The sequence below is a fragment of the Stenotrophomonas sp. RG-453 genome, from assembly GCF_033843685.1.
Lineage (GTDB): Bacteria > Pseudomonadota > Gammaproteobacteria > Xanthomonadales > Xanthomonadaceae > Stenotrophomonas > Stenotrophomonas bentonitica_A.
On sequence record NZ_JAMYED010000002.1, the window covers coordinates 456,346 to 473,760 of the forward strand.

The 17,415-nt window shown below is 63.0% G+C and carries 23 protein-coding genes and 6 tRNA genes; 21 read left to right on the forward strand and 8 right to left on the reverse strand.

From position 1 onward, the window contains the following. Positions 1–8: 8 nt before the first annotated feature. The 16 genes from NJD74_RS04750 to NJD74_RS04825 all read left to right on the forward strand — a co-directional run bounded on the left by NJD74_RS04750 (position 9) and on the right by NJD74_RS04825 (position 11,110). Entirely contained in the window at positions 9–2,993 is a 2,985-nt protein-coding gene (locus NJD74_RS04750; RefSeq protein ID WP_319623766.1) for a tail fiber domain-containing protein, read from the forward strand. Then, on the forward strand, positions 2,993–3,475 hold the full coding sequence (locus NJD74_RS04755) for a hypothetical protein (protein ID WP_319623767.1): 483 nt from the start codon (positions 2,993–2,995) through the stop codon (positions 3,473–3,475). Before NJD74_RS04750 ends, NJD74_RS04755 begins: the two co-directional genes overlap by 1 nt. A gap of 24 nt (positions 3,476–3,499) precedes the next feature. Further along, on the forward strand, positions 3,500–3,769 hold the full coding sequence (locus NJD74_RS04760; protein WP_319623768.1) for a hypothetical protein: 270 nt from the start codon (positions 3,500–3,502) through the stop codon (positions 3,767–3,769). Further along, complete coding sequence (locus tag NJD74_RS04765; RefSeq protein ID WP_319623769.1) at positions 3,766–4,014, forward strand: hypothetical protein; 249 nt, start codon at positions 3,766–3,768, stop codon at positions 4,012–4,014. The genes NJD74_RS04760 and NJD74_RS04765 overlap by 4 nt, the downstream gene beginning before the upstream one ends. Next, the gene (terL, locus tag NJD74_RS04770) at positions 4,015–5,688 is read left to right on the forward strand and encodes a phage terminase large subunit (RefSeq protein WP_319623770.1); all 1,674 of its coding nucleotides are present in this window, start codon (positions 4,015–4,017) and stop codon (positions 5,686–5,688) included. It begins immediately after the preceding gene. 10 nt (positions 5,689–5,698) lie between these two features. Then, the gene (locus NJD74_RS04775) at positions 5,699–5,854 is read left to right on the forward strand and encodes a hypothetical protein (protein WP_319623771.1); all 156 of its coding nucleotides are present in this window, start codon (positions 5,699–5,701) and stop codon (positions 5,852–5,854) included. Further along, a complete protein-coding gene (locus tag NJD74_RS04780; RefSeq protein WP_319623772.1) occupies positions 5,851–6,300 on the forward strand; it encodes a lysozyme in 450 nt (149 codons plus the stop codon). Before NJD74_RS04775 ends, NJD74_RS04780 begins: the two co-directional genes overlap by 4 nt. Then, positions 6,297–6,587: a hypothetical protein gene (locus NJD74_RS04785; protein WP_319623773.1), complete on the forward strand. Its 291-nt coding sequence runs from the start codon at positions 6,297–6,299 to the stop codon at positions 6,585–6,587. Before NJD74_RS04780 ends, NJD74_RS04785 begins: the two co-directional genes overlap by 4 nt. After that, complete coding sequence (locus tag NJD74_RS04790) at positions 6,584–7,039, forward strand: hypothetical protein (RefSeq protein ID WP_319623774.1); 456 nt, start codon at positions 6,584–6,586, stop codon at positions 7,037–7,039. The genes NJD74_RS04785 and NJD74_RS04790 overlap by 4 nt, the downstream gene beginning before the upstream one ends. A gap of 482 nt (positions 7,040–7,521) precedes the next feature. Continuing rightward, the gene (locus NJD74_RS04795) at positions 7,522–7,722 is read left to right on the forward strand and encodes a hypothetical protein (protein ID WP_319623775.1); all 201 of its coding nucleotides are present in this window, start codon (positions 7,522–7,524) and stop codon (positions 7,720–7,722) included. 1,484 nt (positions 7,723–9,206) lie between these two features. Next, positions 9,207–9,368 carry a hypothetical protein gene (locus NJD74_RS04800; protein ID WP_319623776.1) on the forward strand — a complete coding sequence of 54 codons (162 nt, stop codon included), beginning with the start codon at positions 9,207–9,209 and terminating at the stop codon, positions 9,366–9,368. Positions 9,369–9,514: 146 nt separating this feature from the next. After that, positions 9,515–9,790 (forward strand): hypothetical protein, encoded by a 276-nt coding sequence (locus tag NJD74_RS04805; RefSeq protein WP_319623777.1) that lies wholly within the window; start codon positions 9,515–9,517, stop codon positions 9,788–9,790. Continuing rightward, positions 9,783–10,205, forward strand: a complete 423-nt coding sequence (locus NJD74_RS04810) for a hypothetical protein (RefSeq protein WP_319623778.1) — start codon at positions 9,783–9,785, stop codon at positions 10,203–10,205. Before NJD74_RS04805 ends, NJD74_RS04810 begins: the two co-directional genes overlap by 8 nt. Continuing rightward, a complete protein-coding gene (locus NJD74_RS04815; RefSeq protein ID WP_319623779.1) occupies positions 10,202–10,480 on the forward strand; it encodes a hypothetical protein in 279 nt (92 codons plus the stop codon). Before NJD74_RS04810 ends, NJD74_RS04815 begins: the two co-directional genes overlap by 4 nt. A gap of 130 nt (positions 10,481–10,610) precedes the next feature. Then, a complete protein-coding gene (locus NJD74_RS04820; RefSeq protein ID WP_319623780.1) occupies positions 10,611–10,784 on the forward strand; it encodes a hypothetical protein in 174 nt (57 codons plus the stop codon). 62 nt (positions 10,785–10,846) lie between these two features. Then, complete coding sequence (locus NJD74_RS04825) at positions 10,847–11,110, forward strand: hypothetical protein (protein ID WP_319623781.1); 264 nt, start codon at positions 10,847–10,849, stop codon at positions 11,108–11,110. Positions 11,111–11,137: 27 nt separating this feature from the next. Here NJD74_RS04825 and NJD74_RS04830 read toward each other — a convergent pair whose 3' ends face one another. Then, positions 11,138–11,404, reverse strand: coding sequence for a hypothetical protein (locus NJD74_RS04830; protein ID WP_319623782.1), 267 nt, complete (start codon positions 11,402–11,404; stop codon positions 11,138–11,140). 180 nt (positions 11,405–11,584) lie between these two features. Between NJD74_RS04830 and NJD74_RS04835 the strand changes: the two genes are divergently transcribed. From NJD74_RS04835 to NJD74_RS04850, 4 genes are all read left to right on the forward strand, one after another. Then, a complete protein-coding gene (locus NJD74_RS04835; protein ID WP_319623783.1) occupies positions 11,585–12,187 on the forward strand; it encodes an antirestriction protein ArdA in 603 nt (200 codons plus the stop codon). 239 nt (positions 12,188–12,426) lie between these two features. After that, positions 12,427–12,549, forward strand: coding sequence for a hypothetical protein (locus NJD74_RS04840; RefSeq protein WP_319623784.1), 123 nt, complete (start codon positions 12,427–12,429; stop codon positions 12,547–12,549). Between the two features lie 750 nt (positions 12,550–13,299). Further along, a complete protein-coding gene (locus NJD74_RS04845) occupies positions 13,300–13,671 on the forward strand; it encodes a hypothetical protein (protein ID WP_319623785.1) in 372 nt (123 codons plus the stop codon). Positions 13,672–13,736: 65 nt separating this feature from the next. Next, positions 13,737–14,981, forward strand: coding sequence for a site-specific integrase (locus tag NJD74_RS04850; protein ID WP_319623786.1), 1,245 nt, complete (start codon positions 13,737–13,739; stop codon positions 14,979–14,981). Between the two features lie 60 nt (positions 14,982–15,041). On the opposite strand, the gene NJD74_RS04855 is transcribed toward NJD74_RS04850, so the two are convergent. The 7 genes from NJD74_RS04855 to NJD74_RS04885 all read right to left on the reverse strand — a co-directional run bounded on the left by NJD74_RS04855 (position 15,042) and on the right by NJD74_RS04885 (position 16,391). Continuing rightward, positions 15,042–15,128: transfer RNA gene (locus NJD74_RS04855), tRNA-Leu, on the reverse strand. 105 nt (positions 15,129–15,233) lie between these two features. Then, a complete protein-coding gene (locus NJD74_RS04860; RefSeq protein WP_019185806.1) occupies positions 15,234–15,500 on the reverse strand; it encodes a hypothetical protein in 267 nt (88 codons plus the stop codon). A 189-nt stretch (positions 15,501–15,689) separates the two neighbouring features. After that, positions 15,690–15,765: transfer RNA gene (locus tag NJD74_RS04865), tRNA-Lys, on the reverse strand. A 158-nt stretch (positions 15,766–15,923) separates the two neighbouring features. Beyond that, positions 15,924–15,999: transfer RNA gene (locus tag NJD74_RS04870), tRNA-Lys, on the reverse strand. Between the two features lie 81 nt (positions 16,000–16,080). Then, positions 16,081–16,157: transfer RNA gene (locus NJD74_RS04875), tRNA-His, on the reverse strand. A gap of 35 nt (positions 16,158–16,192) precedes the next feature. After that, a tRNA-Arg gene (locus NJD74_RS04880) sits at positions 16,193–16,269 on the reverse strand. A 45-nt stretch (positions 16,270–16,314) separates the two neighbouring features. Continuing rightward, positions 16,315–16,391, reverse strand: a tRNA-Pro gene (locus tag NJD74_RS04885). A 178-nt stretch (positions 16,392–16,569) separates the two neighbouring features. Between NJD74_RS04885 and NJD74_RS04890 the strand changes: the two genes are divergently transcribed. Further along, a complete protein-coding gene (locus tag NJD74_RS04890; RefSeq protein WP_319623787.1) occupies positions 16,570–17,328 on the forward strand; it encodes a Bax inhibitor-1/YccA family protein in 759 nt (252 codons plus the stop codon). The last annotated feature ends 87 nt before the right edge of the window (positions 17,329–17,415 follow it).

The following is a 17,415-nucleotide window of genomic DNA, read 5'->3' on the forward strand; positions in this document are numbered from 1 at the left end:
ATCACCGCATGAGTACGACCCCTGGCTACGTCTCCAACTCCGAGCTGGCTACCCGCCTCTCGACGCTGGTGGACCGCTGGAATCGGCGCGAGAATCAGATGATCGCGCTGCTGACGCAGGAGGAAGGCACCGTCGTTGTGACGGACGGCCTCGGCGTCAACTACACGCTCCCGTCGTTCCCGCAGCTCCAGAAGGATGTAGGCACGCTGACCAACGAGCTGACCGGCTCGGTCGTGCAGGTGCGCGACCTGGTCTCCACCGCGACGGCACTGGCGTCTGCTTCCGAGGAATCGGCACAGGCGTCCGCTGCCTCCGCAGAGGAATCAGAAGCGTCCGCTGTGCGTGCTGCCGCGTCTGCCGCAGACATCGCCGACGAGGCGGTCGCTGCTGCCGATGCTGCAACCCGTGCGGACCAGCAGGCCACCGCTGCCGCCAACAGCGCCACCCAGGCGGCTGCATCTGCCTACGCCGCATCCTCGGCGGCAGAGGAGTCCGCCGCGTCCGCCCTGGCTGCGTCTGGCTCGGCCACCAGCGCCGCCACTTCGTCCACCGAGGCTGGCACCGCGCGCACCAATGCGCAGGCTGCGGCAACCGCTGCGGCCACCTCGCGCGATCAGGCACAGACCATCCTGGGCTACGTGACCGACACGGCAGACCTGGCGGAAGCCGATGCGACCGAAGCTGCGGCCTCGGCTGCTGCGGCCGCCGAAAGCGCTTCCGATGCGGCCACCGCGTTCGCTGATGCAACTGCCCAGGCCAACCGCGCCGAAGCCCAGGCGTCCATTGCGACGACCAAGGCGAGCGAGGCGGCTGGCTCGGCGACCACTGCGGCGGGCCACTCGTCCACCGCGTCGGGCTATGCATCCGCTGCGTCATCCTCGGCGCAGTCCGCATCGTCCGCCAAGACCGCTGCGGAGACCGCACGGGACACCGCGAACCTGTACGCAAATGCGCCGCAGGGGACCGAGGTGTCGCCGGGCGAGTTCTCGGCGAAGCATTGGGCCGCCCAGGCTCAGGCTGCGGCTACCGGCTCGCTGATCTACATGGGGTCGTGGGATGCCAGCACTGGCGAGTTCCCGGCGAATCCGGTGAAGGGCCACTTCTACAAGGTGGTCGGCGAGGGCACGGTCGGTGACATCCACTGGCGTCCCGGAGATCAGGCGCTCTACGGCGCGGCCTGGGAGAAGATCGACAACACCGACCAGGTGACTAGCGTTGCCGGTAAGCAGGGCGACGTGTCGCTCGTCGCTGGCGACATCGGCGGCTTGGGCGCACTGGCGACCCGTAGCGACGTGGACTTCAACACCCACGTCACCGGTAAGCCGACGACCTATCCGCCCAGCACGCACTCGCACACGAAGGCTCAGGTGGGTCTGGACAAGGTGGACAACACCGCCGACCTGGACAAGCCGGTCAGCGCTGCCACCCAGGCGGCGCTTGATGGTAAGGCTGCTGCTTCGCACACGCACGCCATCGCCAACGTGACCGGCCTCCAGACCGCGCTCGACGGTAAGGCAGCGTCGTCGCACACGCACACCATCGCCAACGTCTCGGGGCTGCAATCGGCCCTGGACGGGAAGACCGACGTAGGCCATACGCACACCGTAGCCAGCGTCAGTGGTCTCCAGTCCGCCCTGGACGCGAAGCTGGACAAGTCGGGTGGCACTGTGACGAACCTGAGCGCAGGCACCTTCTACGCAAACACCGCGCGCATCCAGCCGGGTGCAGGCACCGACCAGGCATTCATCCGCCAGGAAGGCTCCTGCGGCGTCACCATTGACGCAGTGAACAGCGTCAACTCCGCGTATGCGCCCCTGAGCCTGCGCGGCTCCGTGGTCAACGTCAACGCACCCGCTGCGGTCATCGGCTCACTGTCGGCGCACCGAGTGTCGGCCTTCGGCGGCACCTTCGCCGTCCAGACAGGTCTGATCGGGCGTGGCTGGTCGAACGGGGTAACCCGTTGGTTGGACGTGTTGGAAGGTGATGGCTCGCTGGCGATGTACGCCTACGACTCGACGGGTGCCAACGGCTACAACCTGTTGAGCATGAAGACTCCGGTAACTGGCGGTCTCGCTGCGCTGGGCGTGAACGGGCGCGTTAGCGTCAACGGTGCCCCCATCGGCGGCGACGAGTACGGCGCACTCACCGTCAAGGGCGGCGTCAAGTCGCTGGGTAATTCATCCTGCCTAGCCGTCGAGGATCGCTCAGGCGGTCCCGAGTGGAACCTCTACGCCACCGGTAGCGCGCTCCGTCTGTGGGCGGCCGGGGCAGGTGATCGCTTCTCGGTACAGACCGATGGCACTGCCGCTGTTGCTGGACGCCTCAACGTCGGCAACCAAATCTACCTGGGCGCTGGGTGGTTCCGCTCGCAGCAGGCAGGCACCGGCTGGTATTCCGACGCTCACGGCGGCGGTATCCACATGCAGGACAGCACCTGGGTTCGCACCTACAACGGCAAGGGCATCCTGATTGCCAGCGCTGGTGGAACCGATGGCGGTCTCCGTCTGGAAAGCACCTCGCCGACCATCACGTTCTACGACACGGACAACGGTACGTCCCACTGGCTGCATTGCAACGACAACAACCTGGGCTTCCTGGCCTCCAACAGCTTCGGCTGGTCCTGCTTCCGAAACAGCGGCAACGACTGGCAGTGTCAGAGCAACATCATCGCCTATGCCTCGGACGCACGACTCAAGGAGAACGTCACCGCCATCGAGCAATCGAAGGTGGACGACTTCTTCGCCAAGTTCCAAGTTCGGGAGTTCGACTGGAACGACGAGCAGATCGCCGAGCTGAACCCTGGATTCACCTATTCGTCCAAGCACGAGTACGGAGCGATTGCCCAGGAGGTCGAGGAGGTTCTGCCGTACATGGTCCACGAGTCCGCGCACAACGGCATCAAGACGATCCTTTGGGACAAGGCTGTGCCGCTCCTGATCGCCGAGGTGCAGGCGCTGCGCAAGCGGCTCGCCGAGCTTGAGGGAGGTGCCTAATGGCCCTCCCTGGTTCCGGCGCGCTGTCGTTCGAGGCCATCCGCGCCGAGTTCGGCGGCGGCTACCCGGTGTACGCGCACCAATATTTCCGAGGCGCAGGACTGGTGCCTGACGTGGGTGCCAACGCCAACGTCCCCACGGGCGGCATCATGTACCTGTCGTGGTTCTACAACGCGGTCAAGGCAACTCCGTTCCAGGCGTCCATCACCAGCTGGCTGTCCGGCCAGTGGGCGCAGTCCACGCAAGGCACCGTGTCACGCAGCGCCACCGTGAGCTGTTCGGGCGGCACGGGCAACTACTCGATTGTCTCCCGCACCGTCACTGGCGGCGCGTCGATCTCGCACAGTGGTCTCACGATCACCGTCAGTGCGACCGGGCGCAACCAGGAGAAGTCCGGCACATACACCGTCGTCGTCACTGACGGCGTCACCAACATCACCGTCAGCGGCAGCTACAGCTACTCCTTCGGCGTGCCGCTGTAACCGCAAATCACACACAAGAGACCAATGCACGACGAAGTCAAGCTGGTCGGTGCCCTCGCGGGCGCTGGCCTCATCGTGGGCATCGCCAAGATGCTCACCTCGAACGAACCGCTGACCTGGAAGCAGGCTTGCGGCCGAGCAGTTCTCTCCGGCGCTACCGGCGTTGCCGCAGGTGCCATCGTGATCCTCATCCCCGGCGTTTCCTTCGTCGCCCAGGTTGCACTCGCGTGCATCCTGTCGTCCCTGGGTGCCTCCGCCCTGGAGGCCCTGTTCAATCGCGTGGTGTCCAAGTGAGCCGCGCCGCGTCCATCGACAAGATCGCCGCAGTCCACTCGAAGCTGGCCGAGGTGTTCGAGGAAGCCCTCGACAACATCGACCCCAATGAGAAGGGCGCTGCGGCGCTGCTGAACGTCATCCGCCAGTTCGTCAAGGACAACGACGTGTCTGCCGTGGCGGTCCCCGGTTCGCCGATGGGCCGCGTGGCAGACAGGATGACGCAGTATCCGTTCGACCCCGCTCAGGATGGCCGACTGAACTAAGTGGAGGGCATCACCAGCCTCCACGTTCGCCATCCGTTCGAGGACTTCCGCAACTTCGCCTGGTACGTCTGGAAGGAGCTGGGCCTCCCCACGCCCACTCCGATCCAGTACGACATCTGCGAATACCTGCAAGCCGGGCCGCGACGTCGCATCATCATGGCGTATCGCGGCGTCGGGAAGTCCTGGGTAACGGCGGCCTACGTCTGCTGGCTTCTCTGGAAGAACCCCCAGCACAAGATCATGGTGGTCTCGGCGAGCAAGGAGCGCGCTGACTCGTTCTCCGTGTTCGTCAAGCGCCTCATCGAAACGCTGCCCGAGCTGCACCACCTAAAGCCTCGCGGCGACCAGCGTAACTCCAACCTGGCGTTCGACGTCGGCCCGGCGCTGCCCGATCAGTCCCCCTCGGTGAAGTCCGTGGGCATCACCGGTCAGCTCACCGGCTCCCGTGCGGACACCATCGTGGCCGACGACGTCGAGGTGCCAAAGAACTCACTCACCATCGTGCAGCGCGAGAAGCTGGGCGAACTCATCAAGGAGTTCGACGCGGTCCTCAAGCCCGGTGGCGAGGTGGTCTACCTGGGCACCCCGCAGACCGAAGAGTCGATCTACAACAAGCTGCCCGAGCGCGGCTACGCAATCCGCATCTGGCCCGCTCGGTTCCCCAAGGACGCCAAGCACCGGGCCACCTACGGCGACCGCCTGGCTCCACTGTTGGCCGATCAGTTTGACTCTGACCCCAAGCGCCTCGCCTGGAAGAACGCGGAGTCCGTTCGCTTCTCCGATGAGGACCTGCTGGAGCGAGAGGCGTCCTACGGCCGCTCTGGCTTCATGCTCCAGTTCATGCTGGACACCACCCTGTCGGACAGCGAGCGCTACCCGCTCAAGCTCTCCGACCTGCTGGTCATGGACATCGACCGCGAGGTCGCCCCGGTCCGCACCGTGTGGTCCTCGGGCAACGAATACGCCCTGGACATTCCCTCGGTCGGCTTCACTGGCGACCGCCTGTACCGCCCCATGTACGTCGCTCCGGATATGGAGGAGTTCACGGGCAAGGTCATGGCAATCGACCCGTCCGGCCGCGGCGGCGACGAGACCGGCTACGCGGTGGTCTCGATGCTGCGAGGGATGCTCTATGCGCGCCGCGCGGGGGCGACCAAGGCGGGCTTCGACGATGAAGCCTTGGAGACTTTGGCGCACATCGCACGGGCCGAGAAGGTCTCGGTGATCCTGCTGGAAGCCAACTTCGGCGACGGCATGTTCACCAAGCTGTTCAAGGCCGTCCTGCAGCGCATCTATCCGTGCCCTATCGAGGAAGTGAAGCACTACGGCACCTCGAAGGAGAACCGAATCATCAACATCCTGGAGCCGGTGCTGAATCAGCATCGTCTGGTCGTTGATGCGTCGTTGCTCCGCACGGACCAGAAGTCCGACCAGAAGTACCAACTGTTCTACCAGCTCACCCGCATCACCCGCGACCGCGGTGCCCTCCGGCATGACGACCGCCTCGATGCGCTCGCAATGGCCGTGAACTATTGGGCCGAGCAGATGAGCCGCGACGTGACCGAGGAAGAGAAGCGGTACGCCGCCGAGCTGCTGGACCAGCAGTACGCCGACTTCATCCGGTCCGTCCTGGGCAACTCGCCCCACCCCACCAACTACCTCGACACGTACTAGGAGACCCCCTATGTCGCACGCGCTTGCTGCCTGGCTGATGGCCCTCGTGGCCGCTGCCCTGCTGTACCTGTTCCTCCGCCACCGCGATGACGACGACAACGACATCGACGGTACCCCCACGGCTCCCGTCACTGGCGGCCAGCTCGATCCCTACGCCCCGGTATGAGCCAGGCTGTCCAGCTCGCGCGCCCTCTGACGATGAAGTCGGAGGGTCTGCGCCTGGTGGCGTACCTCTGCCCCGCTGACAAATGGACCATCGGCTACGGCCACACCGGCCGTGACGTAAAGCCTGGTTTGCGCATCACCGAACAACGCGCTGTGGAGCTGCTGGAGGCCGACTTGGCCTCGGCCGCTACCACCGTCCGCCGCCTCGTCCGCGTGCCCCTTAGCGCGCCGCAGGAAGCCGCTCTGATCGACTTCGTGTTCAACCTGGGCGAAGGCAATCTCGCCACATCCACTCTGCTGCGAAAGCTCAACGCTGGCGACTACGCCTCCGTTCCTGCGCAGCTCCGCCGCTGGACCAAAGGCCGCGTAAAGGGCGTCCTCAAGGACCTGCAAGGACTCATCGACCGCCGCGAAGCGGAGGTCAATCTCTGGAACTCCAAACTGTGACCATCAAGACCACCGTGGACGCTCTGTGCGTTCGCCTGCGGGCCGCCTGCGCGTCCGCCTATACCCACGTAGCGCAGCGTGCCCGCGAGGCCGTAGCGCGCCTGGACGTCGCCGTGCGCGTCTCCTATTTCTGGTACGTCGTGGCCGTCGTCCTGTTCGCCATCCCGGTGACCGTGACGCTGCGCCTATGGGAGACCGTGCGAGACCTCGCGGTCGAACTGTGGGGCATCTTCGTCGCCGACCGCCAGCTCGGGAAGACCTTCTGGAAGGAACACATCGCCTCGTGACGACCCTCGCCTACGACGGTCGCCTGGTTGCTATCGACAGCCAGGTGACTGCCGGGGGCATCCGCTACGAGGAGGACAAGTCCTACGCGGTGACCACCGACGACGGCAAGGAGCTGATCGTGTTCGGCGCGGGGACTTCCTCGGAAATCCAGCAGGCGGTCAGGGAGATCGCCGCTGGCGACGAACGCCTCTCGATGGGCGACTACTCTGTCCTCGTGGTCGGTCTGCGGGAGACCCCCGTGGTCTACTACGGCGAGGATGGTCTCGCCTGTGACGTCCGCCGCGACCTGTTCGTGGCCGGTAGTGGCGCACCGATCGCTCTGGCCGGAATGAAGGATGGGAAGACCGCCACCGAGGCTGTACTCCTGGCCTGCACCACGGACCTCTACAGCGGACCTCCGGTTCGCACTTACGACACCCAACGTCGAACCTGGCTGAAACCCAGGCGGTAAGACCAAAGGAAGGGGGCGCAAGATAGCGCCCCCATTCTTTACTCTTCCGGGGAAGTCCCGCAGAGGCCGCATTCGGGGCCGTAGTTGGGATCGTAAGGACCTTCAATCGACACGATATGGTCGCTCTCTTCGCTACCGCGGTTTTCCTTGATACACGATGGGCATACGTTGACTTGGGGGTACTGATCCGCGGAGCTGTCCGACGACATATCTCCTTCAATCACACAGACATTCCAACCATCTACCTCGCTCATCTTCCTTCCCCTTTAGTAGCGCCTCCATGGCGCAAAGCTATTCTGCCAGAGGCGCTAGGTCGAAGACCCTCTTGACAGGCGTGCTACCCTGTATATCTATAGTTCTTCTATATGTTTACCTAGTAGAACTATTCATAGTTATTCATCAACAAGGATAACTATGGATAGTCCTATGTACTCACGGTGTGTCCTACGTCCACCTGAGTCCCCACTTGTCGGATCACCACCATGCAGCGTCTCCTTCTGATCCTGCTGATCGCGGGCATGACCCCGATCAACCCCCTCATAGCGATCTACGCGCACGGCCACGGGATGACCTGGGCTGTTCCTCTGTGCGTCCTGTGGGGCTTCTCCGGTCTCGCCATGATCGCCTGGCGTGTATCCAAGGGCCGCGGTGGCCGGGCTGCTGTCCCCGACCCGAGGGACTGAGGTCAGCGAGCGTCGAGTATTGCCTTGACGATGTCTGGCCGCCATGCCGCCTCCATGAGGTCCAAGGTTCGCTTGCCTACTTGTTCTAGGTCACCTGGCGTGCCTCTCATCGCATGTTCGGCCAAGATCGTCGCAAGAAGATCAAAGTGCCCCTCCTGGCAAGATGCCTCCGCAGCCTGGATGACCGTATTGACGTCCTCAGCCTTTGCTGCGTATCGAACGGCGGCGTCCCGCACGCACTCGAAGTAAGGCCGCGCTATTGACGTCTTCACTGGTTCCCGCGAGAACGCAGTCGCCGCCTGGAGCAGCAGGAGAAGAACAAAGGCGGCTCGTCCTTTAGTCATGGCTCGAATGTTCGTCAGAGATTTTCGTTAGGGTATATGACGATTCGGAACGCGCGCTTCACCCCCCGTAGGCCCCCAAGCCGTCCAGCGGCACCCTGAGAGAACGCGCGCGTCACCTGCGCTGTCACCACCAGCGCTAACCCGTTGATTACAAAGGCAAACCACTGGATTACGTATCCAGTACCAAGGGTATCAGCGGCCATTCAACGCCGCCACGCGCTGCGATCCATCCGCGTCTGTCTGTCCCTATCTGTCTTTTTGATTCGTCGATACCTGGCCCCAGCGTGTCCACGTTTCGCCCTGGGCACACCTCGGCACACCACCGCCCTACCTACGCCCACCACACGCCCACCACGGCCCGCCCTACGCCCACCACGGCCACACCTACCGCCTGCCCTTTGCGCGCGCGTGTTGCCCTATACAGGCCGATTCAGACCCCATCCAACATTCTTGCCGAAAGGGGATTGACACCGCATCCGGGATTGATCTAATCTAGTCCCCGTCGCAGCAACAACGCGATTCGGCAAGTTGGACCATCCCACTACAGGGAGGGATTGACAAACCGGGATGGACGGGCTAGGATAGCCCCACGCTGAAACGCTCCACCGCTGGCCGCGACACGGATAGGTCGCCATAGAGCCAATAGGGATAACGCTGGAGCGCCGAGGACCTACCGAAAGGCGTCCGAGGCTAGGCAAGAGGTATACCCGGTGCATCCCCTTCGAGGGATCACTGGACAGACAGGGATGGATAGATGCGGCACGGACGCCGCCCGCCGGTTGCCCCGGTGGTGATTGCAGATCGGCATGGTGCCGAGACCCGCAGGCCGTGGAGTGCTGGAAAGCGCCTACTGCGAACACGCCTGTTACTGGCGAAGGTTGTCCCCTACCTAGGAGTGGGGAGTGACCGGGGGACTGGCCGACGACGGCGGAACCTAGGGATAGCGGGGAGGACTGAACGACTCCTCCCAAGCTGGGGCGCAAGGCCCCGACGCGATCCCCTAGGCCCGCATGAGGCGAGTCATACAGAAACCCCGGAAGCTGGCGACGGTTAGACGACACACACACCGTGTGGAGTCTGACCGCCAAAGGCCCTAGGTGATTGGGGCTTTTGGTGGTCGGATTCACTGAGAGAACGACGATGGAACACATCGACTACAGCATGACCGCCCGCGACTACTTCGTGGCGGGCTGCATCCGCAAGGCAATCCGGGAACACCGGGCGCGACTGAATGACCTGGAGCGCAAGGCCCCCGACCGCGACACCAAAGCTGTGCCTATTGCATCCCCGCATCGCAATTGATCCCCGGAGGTCACATGAGCATCCGTAAGCAAACCGTAGGCGGCATCACGTTCCTCCGCGTCTTCGTGCTGGGACGCGCCTACGTCTTTTCCTTCTGCCGCACCCGCAAGTCCCACGTCCTCATCGCCTGACAGGAGCCGCCCAATATGGATACCAAGACCCTGACCTGCCCCCATGCGCCGATATGGAGGATCGAGCTGGACCGCCGCGAGGTGTTCCCGGATGACCCCGGCGCTGGCACCCCGGCAATGCTGTACGGCCCCCGCGACTCCTCGGCGACCTTCTTCTGCGCCCTGGAAACCGAGGAGATCGGAACGGGGGACGGCAGCTACATCGACGTGCCGCGGTCGGTGCTGGATTGGATGAGCGCGCAGGAGTTCGTCGTCGCCGCCTTCCTGTTCGTGGAGGTGGCCCATGACTGAGCTGCGCACCTACGGCACCCGTAATGTCTTCCTTCACCGGGACGGCCACTATCACGAGGAGCTGGCCGCCACCGCCATGACGCCGCAGCAGGCCGAGCGTTTCGCCGAGGACGTCAACCGCGCCATCAAGGGCACCGACTTCGACCCCATCGACCTCGCGTTGCTGGGAGCCGGATGGCACAGCGCGAGCGTGCCGGTGACTATCGAGGTCGGGGAGTTCCTGACCGACGTCGCCCGGATGCTGCATCGGCTGTTCGATGAACTGTGCAAGCCGGACGGCTTCCCCGGCGTATTCGGGTACGAGATCGCCGAGCCGCTGGGAGCGCGATTGGCCGATGAAGCCGACCCCGAACTCGCCACCGCCGAAGCCATCGCCCGCGAGTGGATCACCGCCGAACTGGAGCGCGCCGCATGAAATCTGACCTCGTCCCCTTCACTGACTGCTACGTCCAGCACGGAAGCGCTGGAGAGTCGATGGTGACCGAGCGGTGCCCCGCGCGGACCAGACCCCACACCGACGACCACTATGGCCGTGGCCCCATCAAGACCCATTGGGAGGTCTACACGGCCGGGCGTTGGCGTCGCTTGATGATCGAGTCGATCAGCCGGGAGACCGGCGAGGAAAGCCGACGCCATTTCGTGCTGATTGATCGGAAGCGCACCACGGTGCGCGTGGAGGTCACCCGATGACCTTCACTTGTCGCCGCGAGCGCGGCCGCTGGCTCCTCCGCTGCAACGGTAGCGTGGTGGGCTTCTTCCCGACGCTGGGCGCGCTTGTCGCCGCCCGCCTTACCCTTCCGCTACACTCAGGACAAACCGCATGAGCCGCCGAGGTACACAAATGGACGCCAGTGTCGCCCGCAAGACGGACGCTGAAATCGCCAAGCTGATCGCCGAAACGGCCAAGATCAACGCTGAGGCGCGCTGGTATCCGATGCTGGTCTGTTCCGGCATCTTCGCCGCGGCTATCGGTCTGGCCAAATACTTCTTCTAAGTCCCCCAGCGGGGCACACACGAAGCCGCCGAGAGGCGGCTTTTTGCTGTCCGGAGTTCAACATGAGCAACGAAGAAAACGACCTGGCCCTCCCGGCCGGGGACAAGCTGGTGACCATCGGCGACCGCTCGGTCTCCTACGGGCCGCGTCAAGAGTTCGAGGGAAGCGTCGAGCCGTGCGCGCCGTGCGCTGCGCAGTATTGGGGCGTCTACCGCTGGGCAGGGAAAGATCGGTGGTGGTGGATCGCCGACGTGGCTGACGAAGAGTCCGCCCGCGCAGTCGCCGCCGCGTACCTGCTGAACATCAAGCCCGATTGGGCGCACTAGGAAACGCAGTCCAATCGGGCTACTCAGTTAGTGGCGGGCATATTCCTCTGCGTCGGCCAGGGCCGCGTGTAGAAACTCCTGCCATGACCCAAACGACGAAGCCTGCCGGATAAAATTGTCTGCACCCGCGCGCGCAAAGCCAATCAATTCCGCCTCATTGTTCTCATCAACGCCTGCGGCAACAAGCAGTTCGCTTATGGAACCATAGGCCGTATGCGCCGCCACGAACTCGGAGCGCGGCTCCAGTAGCAGCAAGCCGCCGGCGTTTTGAATTGAATCCGTAAAATCGCTCATAGCTAAATACCCATCACTTTCTGTACGCCGCCAACTTGGTCGGCGCGCGAATAATATCGCCATTCTCCCGCCTTGTGTTAAGTGACTTCGATTATATAAAAGTTACTAAAAACAACCGAGCAGCTTCACTTCCTCATAATCGCCCGCCTAGAGCGGGCTTTTTCATGCCTGGAGCATCCCATGCAAATCTACGTGGCCTGCCTGGCCTCCTATAACAACGGCGCACAGCACGGCGACTGGATCGACTTGGAAGGCCTGGACGCCAACGGGTTGCGCGAGAAGATCAGCAGCATCCTGCGCGAGTCGCCGCACCCGAACGTGCGCGTACCCTGCCCCGATTGCGGGCCGCACTACAACGAGGCCGCAGCATTCAACGCTGCTTGCGCGACCTGTAATAGCGCCGGAAGTGTTCCCAGCGCCGAGGAGTGGGCGGTTCACGACTGCGACGACTTGCCCGCGTCGTGGGGCGAATATCCGGACCTCGACAAGCTGTGCGAGTTCGTAGAGACGCTGGAGGAGCTGGACGATGCCGAGCGGGAGGCATTCCTCGCCTATCGAGACCACGAACACGACGGCGTCACCGTGGACGACTTCCGGGACGCCTACGCGGGTCAGTTCGATTCCTGGGCGGATTTCGCCGAGCACTTGATCGAAGAACAGGGCGTCCTAGCAGACGTGCCCGTCGAGCTGGCGCGCTACTTCGACTACGAGAGCTACGGCCGCGACCTAATGCTTGGCGGCGATGCCTACGAGGCCTCGGGCTTCTACTTCTGGAACCGCTAGCCCTTCTTGGGCCGCAGCAATCGCCGCACGTAGAGATACGCCTTGTGAACCCTCGGAATCGATATCCAAAGGTTGAGCACGAGGCCTATGCCGTAAAGCCAGAAATGGGGGTCGTCCATTCGATCTTCCTTGTTACCGGGCAGGGGGATGACGGTCACGCACCATCATTATGCCCATTGTCCTACTGCTGGTCTAGAGCGTTCTATATTTGTAACACTTGCCTAATGGAGACGGAACACATGCGTAACGCCCTGATCGTCATTACCTCCCTCAAGGTCCGCCAGGTCGGCCCCTTCTTGATCATTGAGGAGGAGCTGATCGCCACCGTGATCGAAACCGAGCCTGATGAGGCCAGCCAATGATGAGAACCATCCGCTTTACCCACGAGGAGCGCCGCGCCGCCATCCGGGCAATGCTCGGCCTGATGCGGACCGGCGTGCAGTTCACGATGGCCCCCGAGGCTACCGGCTGGACGCTCACCTACCCCGTCCCCAAAGACGCCCCGGACGGTTCACGGAACCCCACAGACCATGAATAGTTCATTCCCTGAGCCGGGATCAATCTCTCCCGTGGTACTAGACTATTGCGGTCGCGCCCTGCTCTGGTGTTGGACTTCGAGCGATGGACGGTGCCACCTGGCATCGTCCTTCACCTCGGACGACCAGGAAGGCAGTCTCACTCTATGAGAGACGCGAAAAAGAGAATGGCGCTCGCCTTGGTGCGGACCGGGCAAGCGCTCTTTCTGGTCGCCGTGATTGGGGCCTTTGTGACCCTGGGGATGATGCTTGTCCTGCCCGCACTAAGTCGTTGAGTTCTAAACTTTTTAATGAGAGCGCAGCCGGGGATGGGCTGTGTTTTGCGGAGCCGCGTGCGGGGGTCTGGATGACCCCCAGCAGGCGGGCGTAGTACCTGGACAAGTACGTGAAAGCATTCGGATATGACATCGACCTCGACTTCCGACCTGCCCCTTGGCAAAGGGGCTTTTGGATCGACAAGATCGGCAAACATGCCACCAATATTGGCCTCGGGCTTGTAATCCTTACGTTGCGTTGCGAAGATAGAACCTGATGGCTCCCTCGGGGGAACCATCCCCACTAGGAAATTGAGAAGCCATGAATCTCTCCCAGAAAGAACTGACGGTCATTTTGACCACCGCTCTGTCAGCATTTCGAGAGGAGATCGACGAGGACATCACAGCCACTCGCATCCTGACCTTGCTCACAGTGGTAGACGAGCCAGGCATTCAGCAGGTGGACTTGGAGAAGGCGCTTGGGGGCCTCTCTCCTTCGGCTGTTAGCCGTAACGTCCTCGACCTCTCGCAGATCAAACGCAATCGGGAACCCGGACCGGACTTCCTTGAGCAGCGTTCCGACCCTGCCTATCGCAAGCGCAACCTCATCTTCCCGACCGCCAAGGCTCTGCATTGGTTGTCCTCGCTGGCCGAAAGAGTCAGCCGGAAGATGGCGGCGAAGTTCGCCGCGTAAAGAACAACACAGCGTTACCCGAGGCCCGCCTAGTGCGGGCTTTTTCTTTTTCTGGAGACACAAAAATGGCCCTTCGCCTCAAAGGGACAGCGCCTAAGGATGGCGCACCCGATAAGCGCTACTACATGCTCGACGTGCAGGACGGATACCGGCGCGTGCGCCTGTCCACCGGCACCCGCGACCGCGTAGCAGCCGAGCGCAAAGAGCAATCGGTCCTCGACGCCCTGCGCGATGACCCCGAGATCCCGGAGGACGCGCTGCGCGAACTCATCCGCGGCAAGACGCGCTCCGCGCAGCTCGCAGTGGCGAAGGCCAATGCCCGAGCGCGCACCCTTAAGGCCGCGATGGATGAGGCCTTGGCCGACCCGAACCATTGGGGCGGCAAGCGCTCCTTGGAAACCATCAAGATCAACTGCAAGGTGGTCCAGGCCTATCTCGGAGCGGATCAGCCGGTCAACGCCATCGATCAGGCCGCCGTGAACAACATGGCGAAGCGGATGCGCGAGGAGGGCGCGGCCCCCGCCACCGTCAACCGTAAGATGCAGTGCCTCCTCGCGGTACTGAAACGCGAGCGGAAGGCCGGGCGCTACGTGGGCGAGGTGCCTGAGTACCGGCTGGCCGACGAGCGCGACAACGCCCGCACCTTCGTCCTCACGGTGGACGACGAGGAAATGATCCTGCGGCGGCTGCTGGATTGGGACACCCTCCCGAACGGACCGGCCGGGGGACACCCTCGGGTGCGCGATGGTGCCGACTACCGCGACCTCTTCATCTGCCTGGCTGACTTGGGCTGTCGCATGAGCCAGGCCATCGGCATCCGCTGGTCTGAGGTAGTGGAGCAAAGCGGCCGCCTCCATGTGCGCTTCTGGCGGCACGAGACGCTCAAGAAGGGGCGACCCCGCACCCTACCCTGCACCGCCCGCGTGGCGGAGGTCCTGCGGCGTCGGAGGGAGGCCCACGGCACCACCGCCGAAGGTCCCTTCTCAATGCTCAATCGGACCAGGGCGACCCGCATGTGGCAGTGGGCCATCAAGGGGACACATCTCGCTAACGAGAAGGAGTGCGTGCCCCATGCGCTGCGCCACTCCTGCGCGACCCGCCTGCTGCTTGCGACCGGCAACATCAAGCTGGTGCAGGAGTGGCTGGGTCACCGCGACATCCAGACGACCTCCTCGGTTTACGCCAAGGTCCTCGCCGAGCAATCGCTGCAAGGGATGTCCGCGCTGGAGCAATTCCGCCTCCCCGCCTCATCGAGCGTACTAGGTGACGTTCCGAGACAGGGATCAATTGCCAAGTCGGGAATCCAATAGCACTACTAACCGTCGCCAGCTTATTTTTCAAAGGCTTAGGGCGATCCGGGCACGGCCAATTGGTGCGAAAGAGGGGACTCGAACCCCTACGACCTCTCAGTCACTGGAACCTAAATCCAGGGCGTCTACCAATTCCGCCACTTTCGCGAGCCTGAAAGCCCAGGCGCACATTGTTGCAGGCGGGGCCGGAAAGCGGAAGGTCGTCATGTCGCTTAACGAGGTGAAGCGCGTGCCCTACCCGCGGATCAGCGGCTATCGCGCCGGCAGCGCCACGCCGGGAAGCAGCGGCCCTTTCGCCAGCGCCTGGCGTTCCTCGGCCTGGGGCGCATCCTGCATGGAGACACGGGGCAGTGGCTTGGCCGGCTGGAAACCGCCAGGAGGAAGAGTGTGGCGGATCACGGTCGTGGCATAACCGGCCAGGACCGGCTCGAGCGATGCGTGGGCGGGCGTTTCGGCAGCCGTGGCGGCCGTGGCCGCGCAGGCGGTCAACGCCACGGCGGCAAGGATCCGGAGAATCATGATGGGCGTACCTCGATGGGCGCCTAAGCGCGGTCCGTCGAGTGGAACCTGATTGCCGGTTGCGATCCGTGCGCTGTCGCGCAGCTTGGAAACGCTGCGTGTCGCGTTCGACCCCGGTTTCAGGAGGCTTTCAGATACGCACGCCCGGAAAAGAAAAAAGCCGCCTGGCGGACCAGGCGGCTTCTGTCTTGGTGGGCTGTCAAGGATTCGAACCTTGGACCTATTGATTAAGAGTCAACTGCTCTACCAACTGAGCTAACAGCCCGAAAATCGGGAGGCGAATTATGCAGGGTTTCCTGCGCGCGACGCAAGCGTTTTATTTGAATGGATGGCCAATGGCGGCGGTGGACCGCCAATGCGCCACCGGTTCAACGTGTCGCCAACAAGAAAAAAGCCACCGGGCGGACCCGATGGCTTCTGTCTTGGTGGGCTGTCAAGGATTCGAACCTTGGACCTATTGATTAAGAGTCAACTGCTCTACCAACTGAGCTAACAGCCCTGAAAAACTTAGGCGCACATTGTAGCGTGTGTGCTGCCTTTTGCAACCCTGGTTCACTTTCGATGAACCAGTTTGAATCAGTGGGGTGGCTGAGGGGACTCGAACCCCCGACCACCGGAATCACAATCCGGAACTCTAACCAACTGAGCTACAGCCACCACTGAAAACCTTGCTTCCTACCGCTTGCACCGAATGGCGCGCCCGACAGGAATCGAACCTGTAACCGCCGGCTTAGAAGGCCGGTGCTCTATCCAGTTGAGCTACGGGCGCTCGATCCGGATTGTCGCATTCCAATCCCGGTTTGAGCAGCGGGCTTGGTCGGGGTAGAGGGATTCGAACCCCCGACATCCTGCTCCCAAAGCAGGCGCGCTACCAGACTGCGCTATACCCCGGCGGTTTGTTTCCCTCCGGGGTTCCCCCCGAAAGAGCCGCCTATTGTGGGAATCGGCGTGGCATCTGTCAACGGTTTTCACACATCAATTCACCTGTCGCCATTGGCGAGGGTCGCTTCGGCTATGCTCGGGTCAGTGGCCGGATGGCCAGCCCCCTACCCCATCAAGGAGATTGGCAATGCGCAGCGGCAATCCCGCACTTTCCGAGTCGACCTTCCTCGACCTGGCCAGCGGCTCGGTCGTGGCCCGCCCCGACCAGGCGATGACCATCAACGGCACCGTCAACAAGACCGGCATCCTGTTGCTGCTCACCGTGCTGACGGCCGCGTTCGCGTGGAGCCAGTCGGTAGATGCCTATGGGCAGGTGTCCTCCAGCGCGATGATGTACACCATCGGCGGCGCGGTGGGCGGGCTGATCCTGGCACTCGTCACCGTGTTCAAGAAGGAATGGTCGCCCGTCACTGCGCCGATGTATGCCCTGGTGGAAGGCTTCTTCCTCGGTGCGATCTCGGCCGTGTTCAACATGAAGTTCCCAGGCATCGTGTTCCAGGCGGTGCTGCTGACCTTCGGCACCCTGTTCGCGCTGCTGATGCTGTACCGCAGTGGCGTGATCAAGGTCACCGAGAAGTTCAAGATGGGCGTGTTCGCCGCCACCGGTGGCATCGCGCTGGTGTACCTGGCCTCCTTCGTGCTGAGCTTCTTCAACATCAACGTGCCGGTGATCCACGATGCCAGCCTGCTGGGCATCGCCTTCAGCCTGTTCGTGGTGGCGGTGGCCGCGCTGAACCTGATGCTGGATTTCGACTTCATCGAAACCGGTGCCGCCGCACACGCCCCGAAGTACATGGAGTGGTACGGCGCGTTCGGCCTGATGGTCACGCTGGTGTGGTTGTACGTGGAATTCCTGCGCCTGCTCTCCAAGATCCAGCAGCGCTGAGCCACTGGCCAGGCAAGCATCAGGGGCGCCTTCGGGCGCCCTTTTTCATGCGCCCGCATGGCGCCCCGGCAAGCCCCGGCCGGAGCG

Excerpts from the sequence above, each read along its gene's own strand:
- NJD74_RS04835 (WP_319623783.1), top strand. The coding sequence starts at position 11,585 with ATGCAAATCTACGTGGCCTGCCTGGCCTCCTATAACAACGGCGCACAG.
- NJD74_RS04890 (WP_319623787.1), top strand. The coding sequence starts at position 16,570 with ATGCGCAGCGGCAATCCCGCACTTTCCGAGTCGACCTTCCTCGACCTG.
- NJD74_RS04830 (WP_319623782.1), bottom strand. The coding sequence starts at position 11,404 with ATGAGCGATTTTACGGATTCAATTCAAAACGCCGGCGGCTTGCTGCTA.
- NJD74_RS04750 (WP_319623766.1), top strand. The coding sequence starts at position 9 with ATGAGTACGACCCCTGGCTACGTCTCCAACTCCGAGCTGGCTACCCGC.
- NJD74_RS04840 (WP_319623784.1), top strand. The coding sequence starts at position 12,427 with ATGCGTAACGCCCTGATCGTCATTACCTCCCTCAAGGTCCGCCAGGTC.
- NJD74_RS04780 (WP_319623772.1), top strand. The coding sequence starts at position 5,851 with ATGAGCCAGGCTGTCCAGCTCGCGCGCCCTCTGACGATGAAGTCGGAG.
- NJD74_RS04775 (WP_319623771.1), top strand. The coding sequence starts at position 5,699 with ATGTCGCACGCGCTTGCTGCCTGGCTGATGGCCCTCGTGGCCGCTGCC.
- NJD74_RS04815 (WP_319623779.1), top strand. The coding sequence starts at position 10,202 with ATGAAATCTGACCTCGTCCCCTTCACTGACTGCTACGTCCAGCACGGA.
- NJD74_RS04845 (WP_319623785.1), top strand. The coding sequence starts at position 13,300 with ATGAATCTCTCCCAGAAAGAACTGACGGTCATTTTGACCACCGCTCTG.
- NJD74_RS04795 (WP_319623775.1), top strand. The coding sequence starts at position 7,522 with ATGCAGCGTCTCCTTCTGATCCTGCTGATCGCGGGCATGACCCCGATC.
- NJD74_RS04805 (WP_319623777.1), top strand. The coding sequence starts at position 9,515 with ATGGATACCAAGACCCTGACCTGCCCCCATGCGCCGATATGGAGGATC.
- NJD74_RS04850 (WP_319623786.1), top strand. The coding sequence starts at position 13,737 with ATGGCCCTTCGCCTCAAAGGGACAGCGCCTAAGGATGGCGCACCCGAT.
- NJD74_RS04810 (WP_319623778.1), top strand. The coding sequence starts at position 9,783 with ATGACTGAGCTGCGCACCTACGGCACCCGTAATGTCTTCCTTCACCGG.
- NJD74_RS04755 (WP_319623767.1), top strand. The coding sequence starts at position 2,993 with ATGGCCCTCCCTGGTTCCGGCGCGCTGTCGTTCGAGGCCATCCGCGCC.
- NJD74_RS04860 (WP_019185806.1), bottom strand. The coding sequence starts at position 15,500 with ATGATTCTCCGGATCCTTGCCGCCGTGGCGTTGACCGCCTGCGCGGCC.
- NJD74_RS04820 (WP_319623780.1), top strand. The coding sequence starts at position 10,611 with ATGAGCCGCCGAGGTACACAAATGGACGCCAGTGTCGCCCGCAAGACG.
- NJD74_RS04825 (WP_319623781.1), top strand. The coding sequence starts at position 10,847 with ATGAGCAACGAAGAAAACGACCTGGCCCTCCCGGCCGGGGACAAGCTG.
- NJD74_RS04760 (WP_319623768.1), top strand. The coding sequence starts at position 3,500 with ATGCACGACGAAGTCAAGCTGGTCGGTGCCCTCGCGGGCGCTGGCCTC.
- NJD74_RS04800 (WP_319623776.1), top strand. The coding sequence starts at position 9,207 with ATGGAACACATCGACTACAGCATGACCGCCCGCGACTACTTCGTGGCG.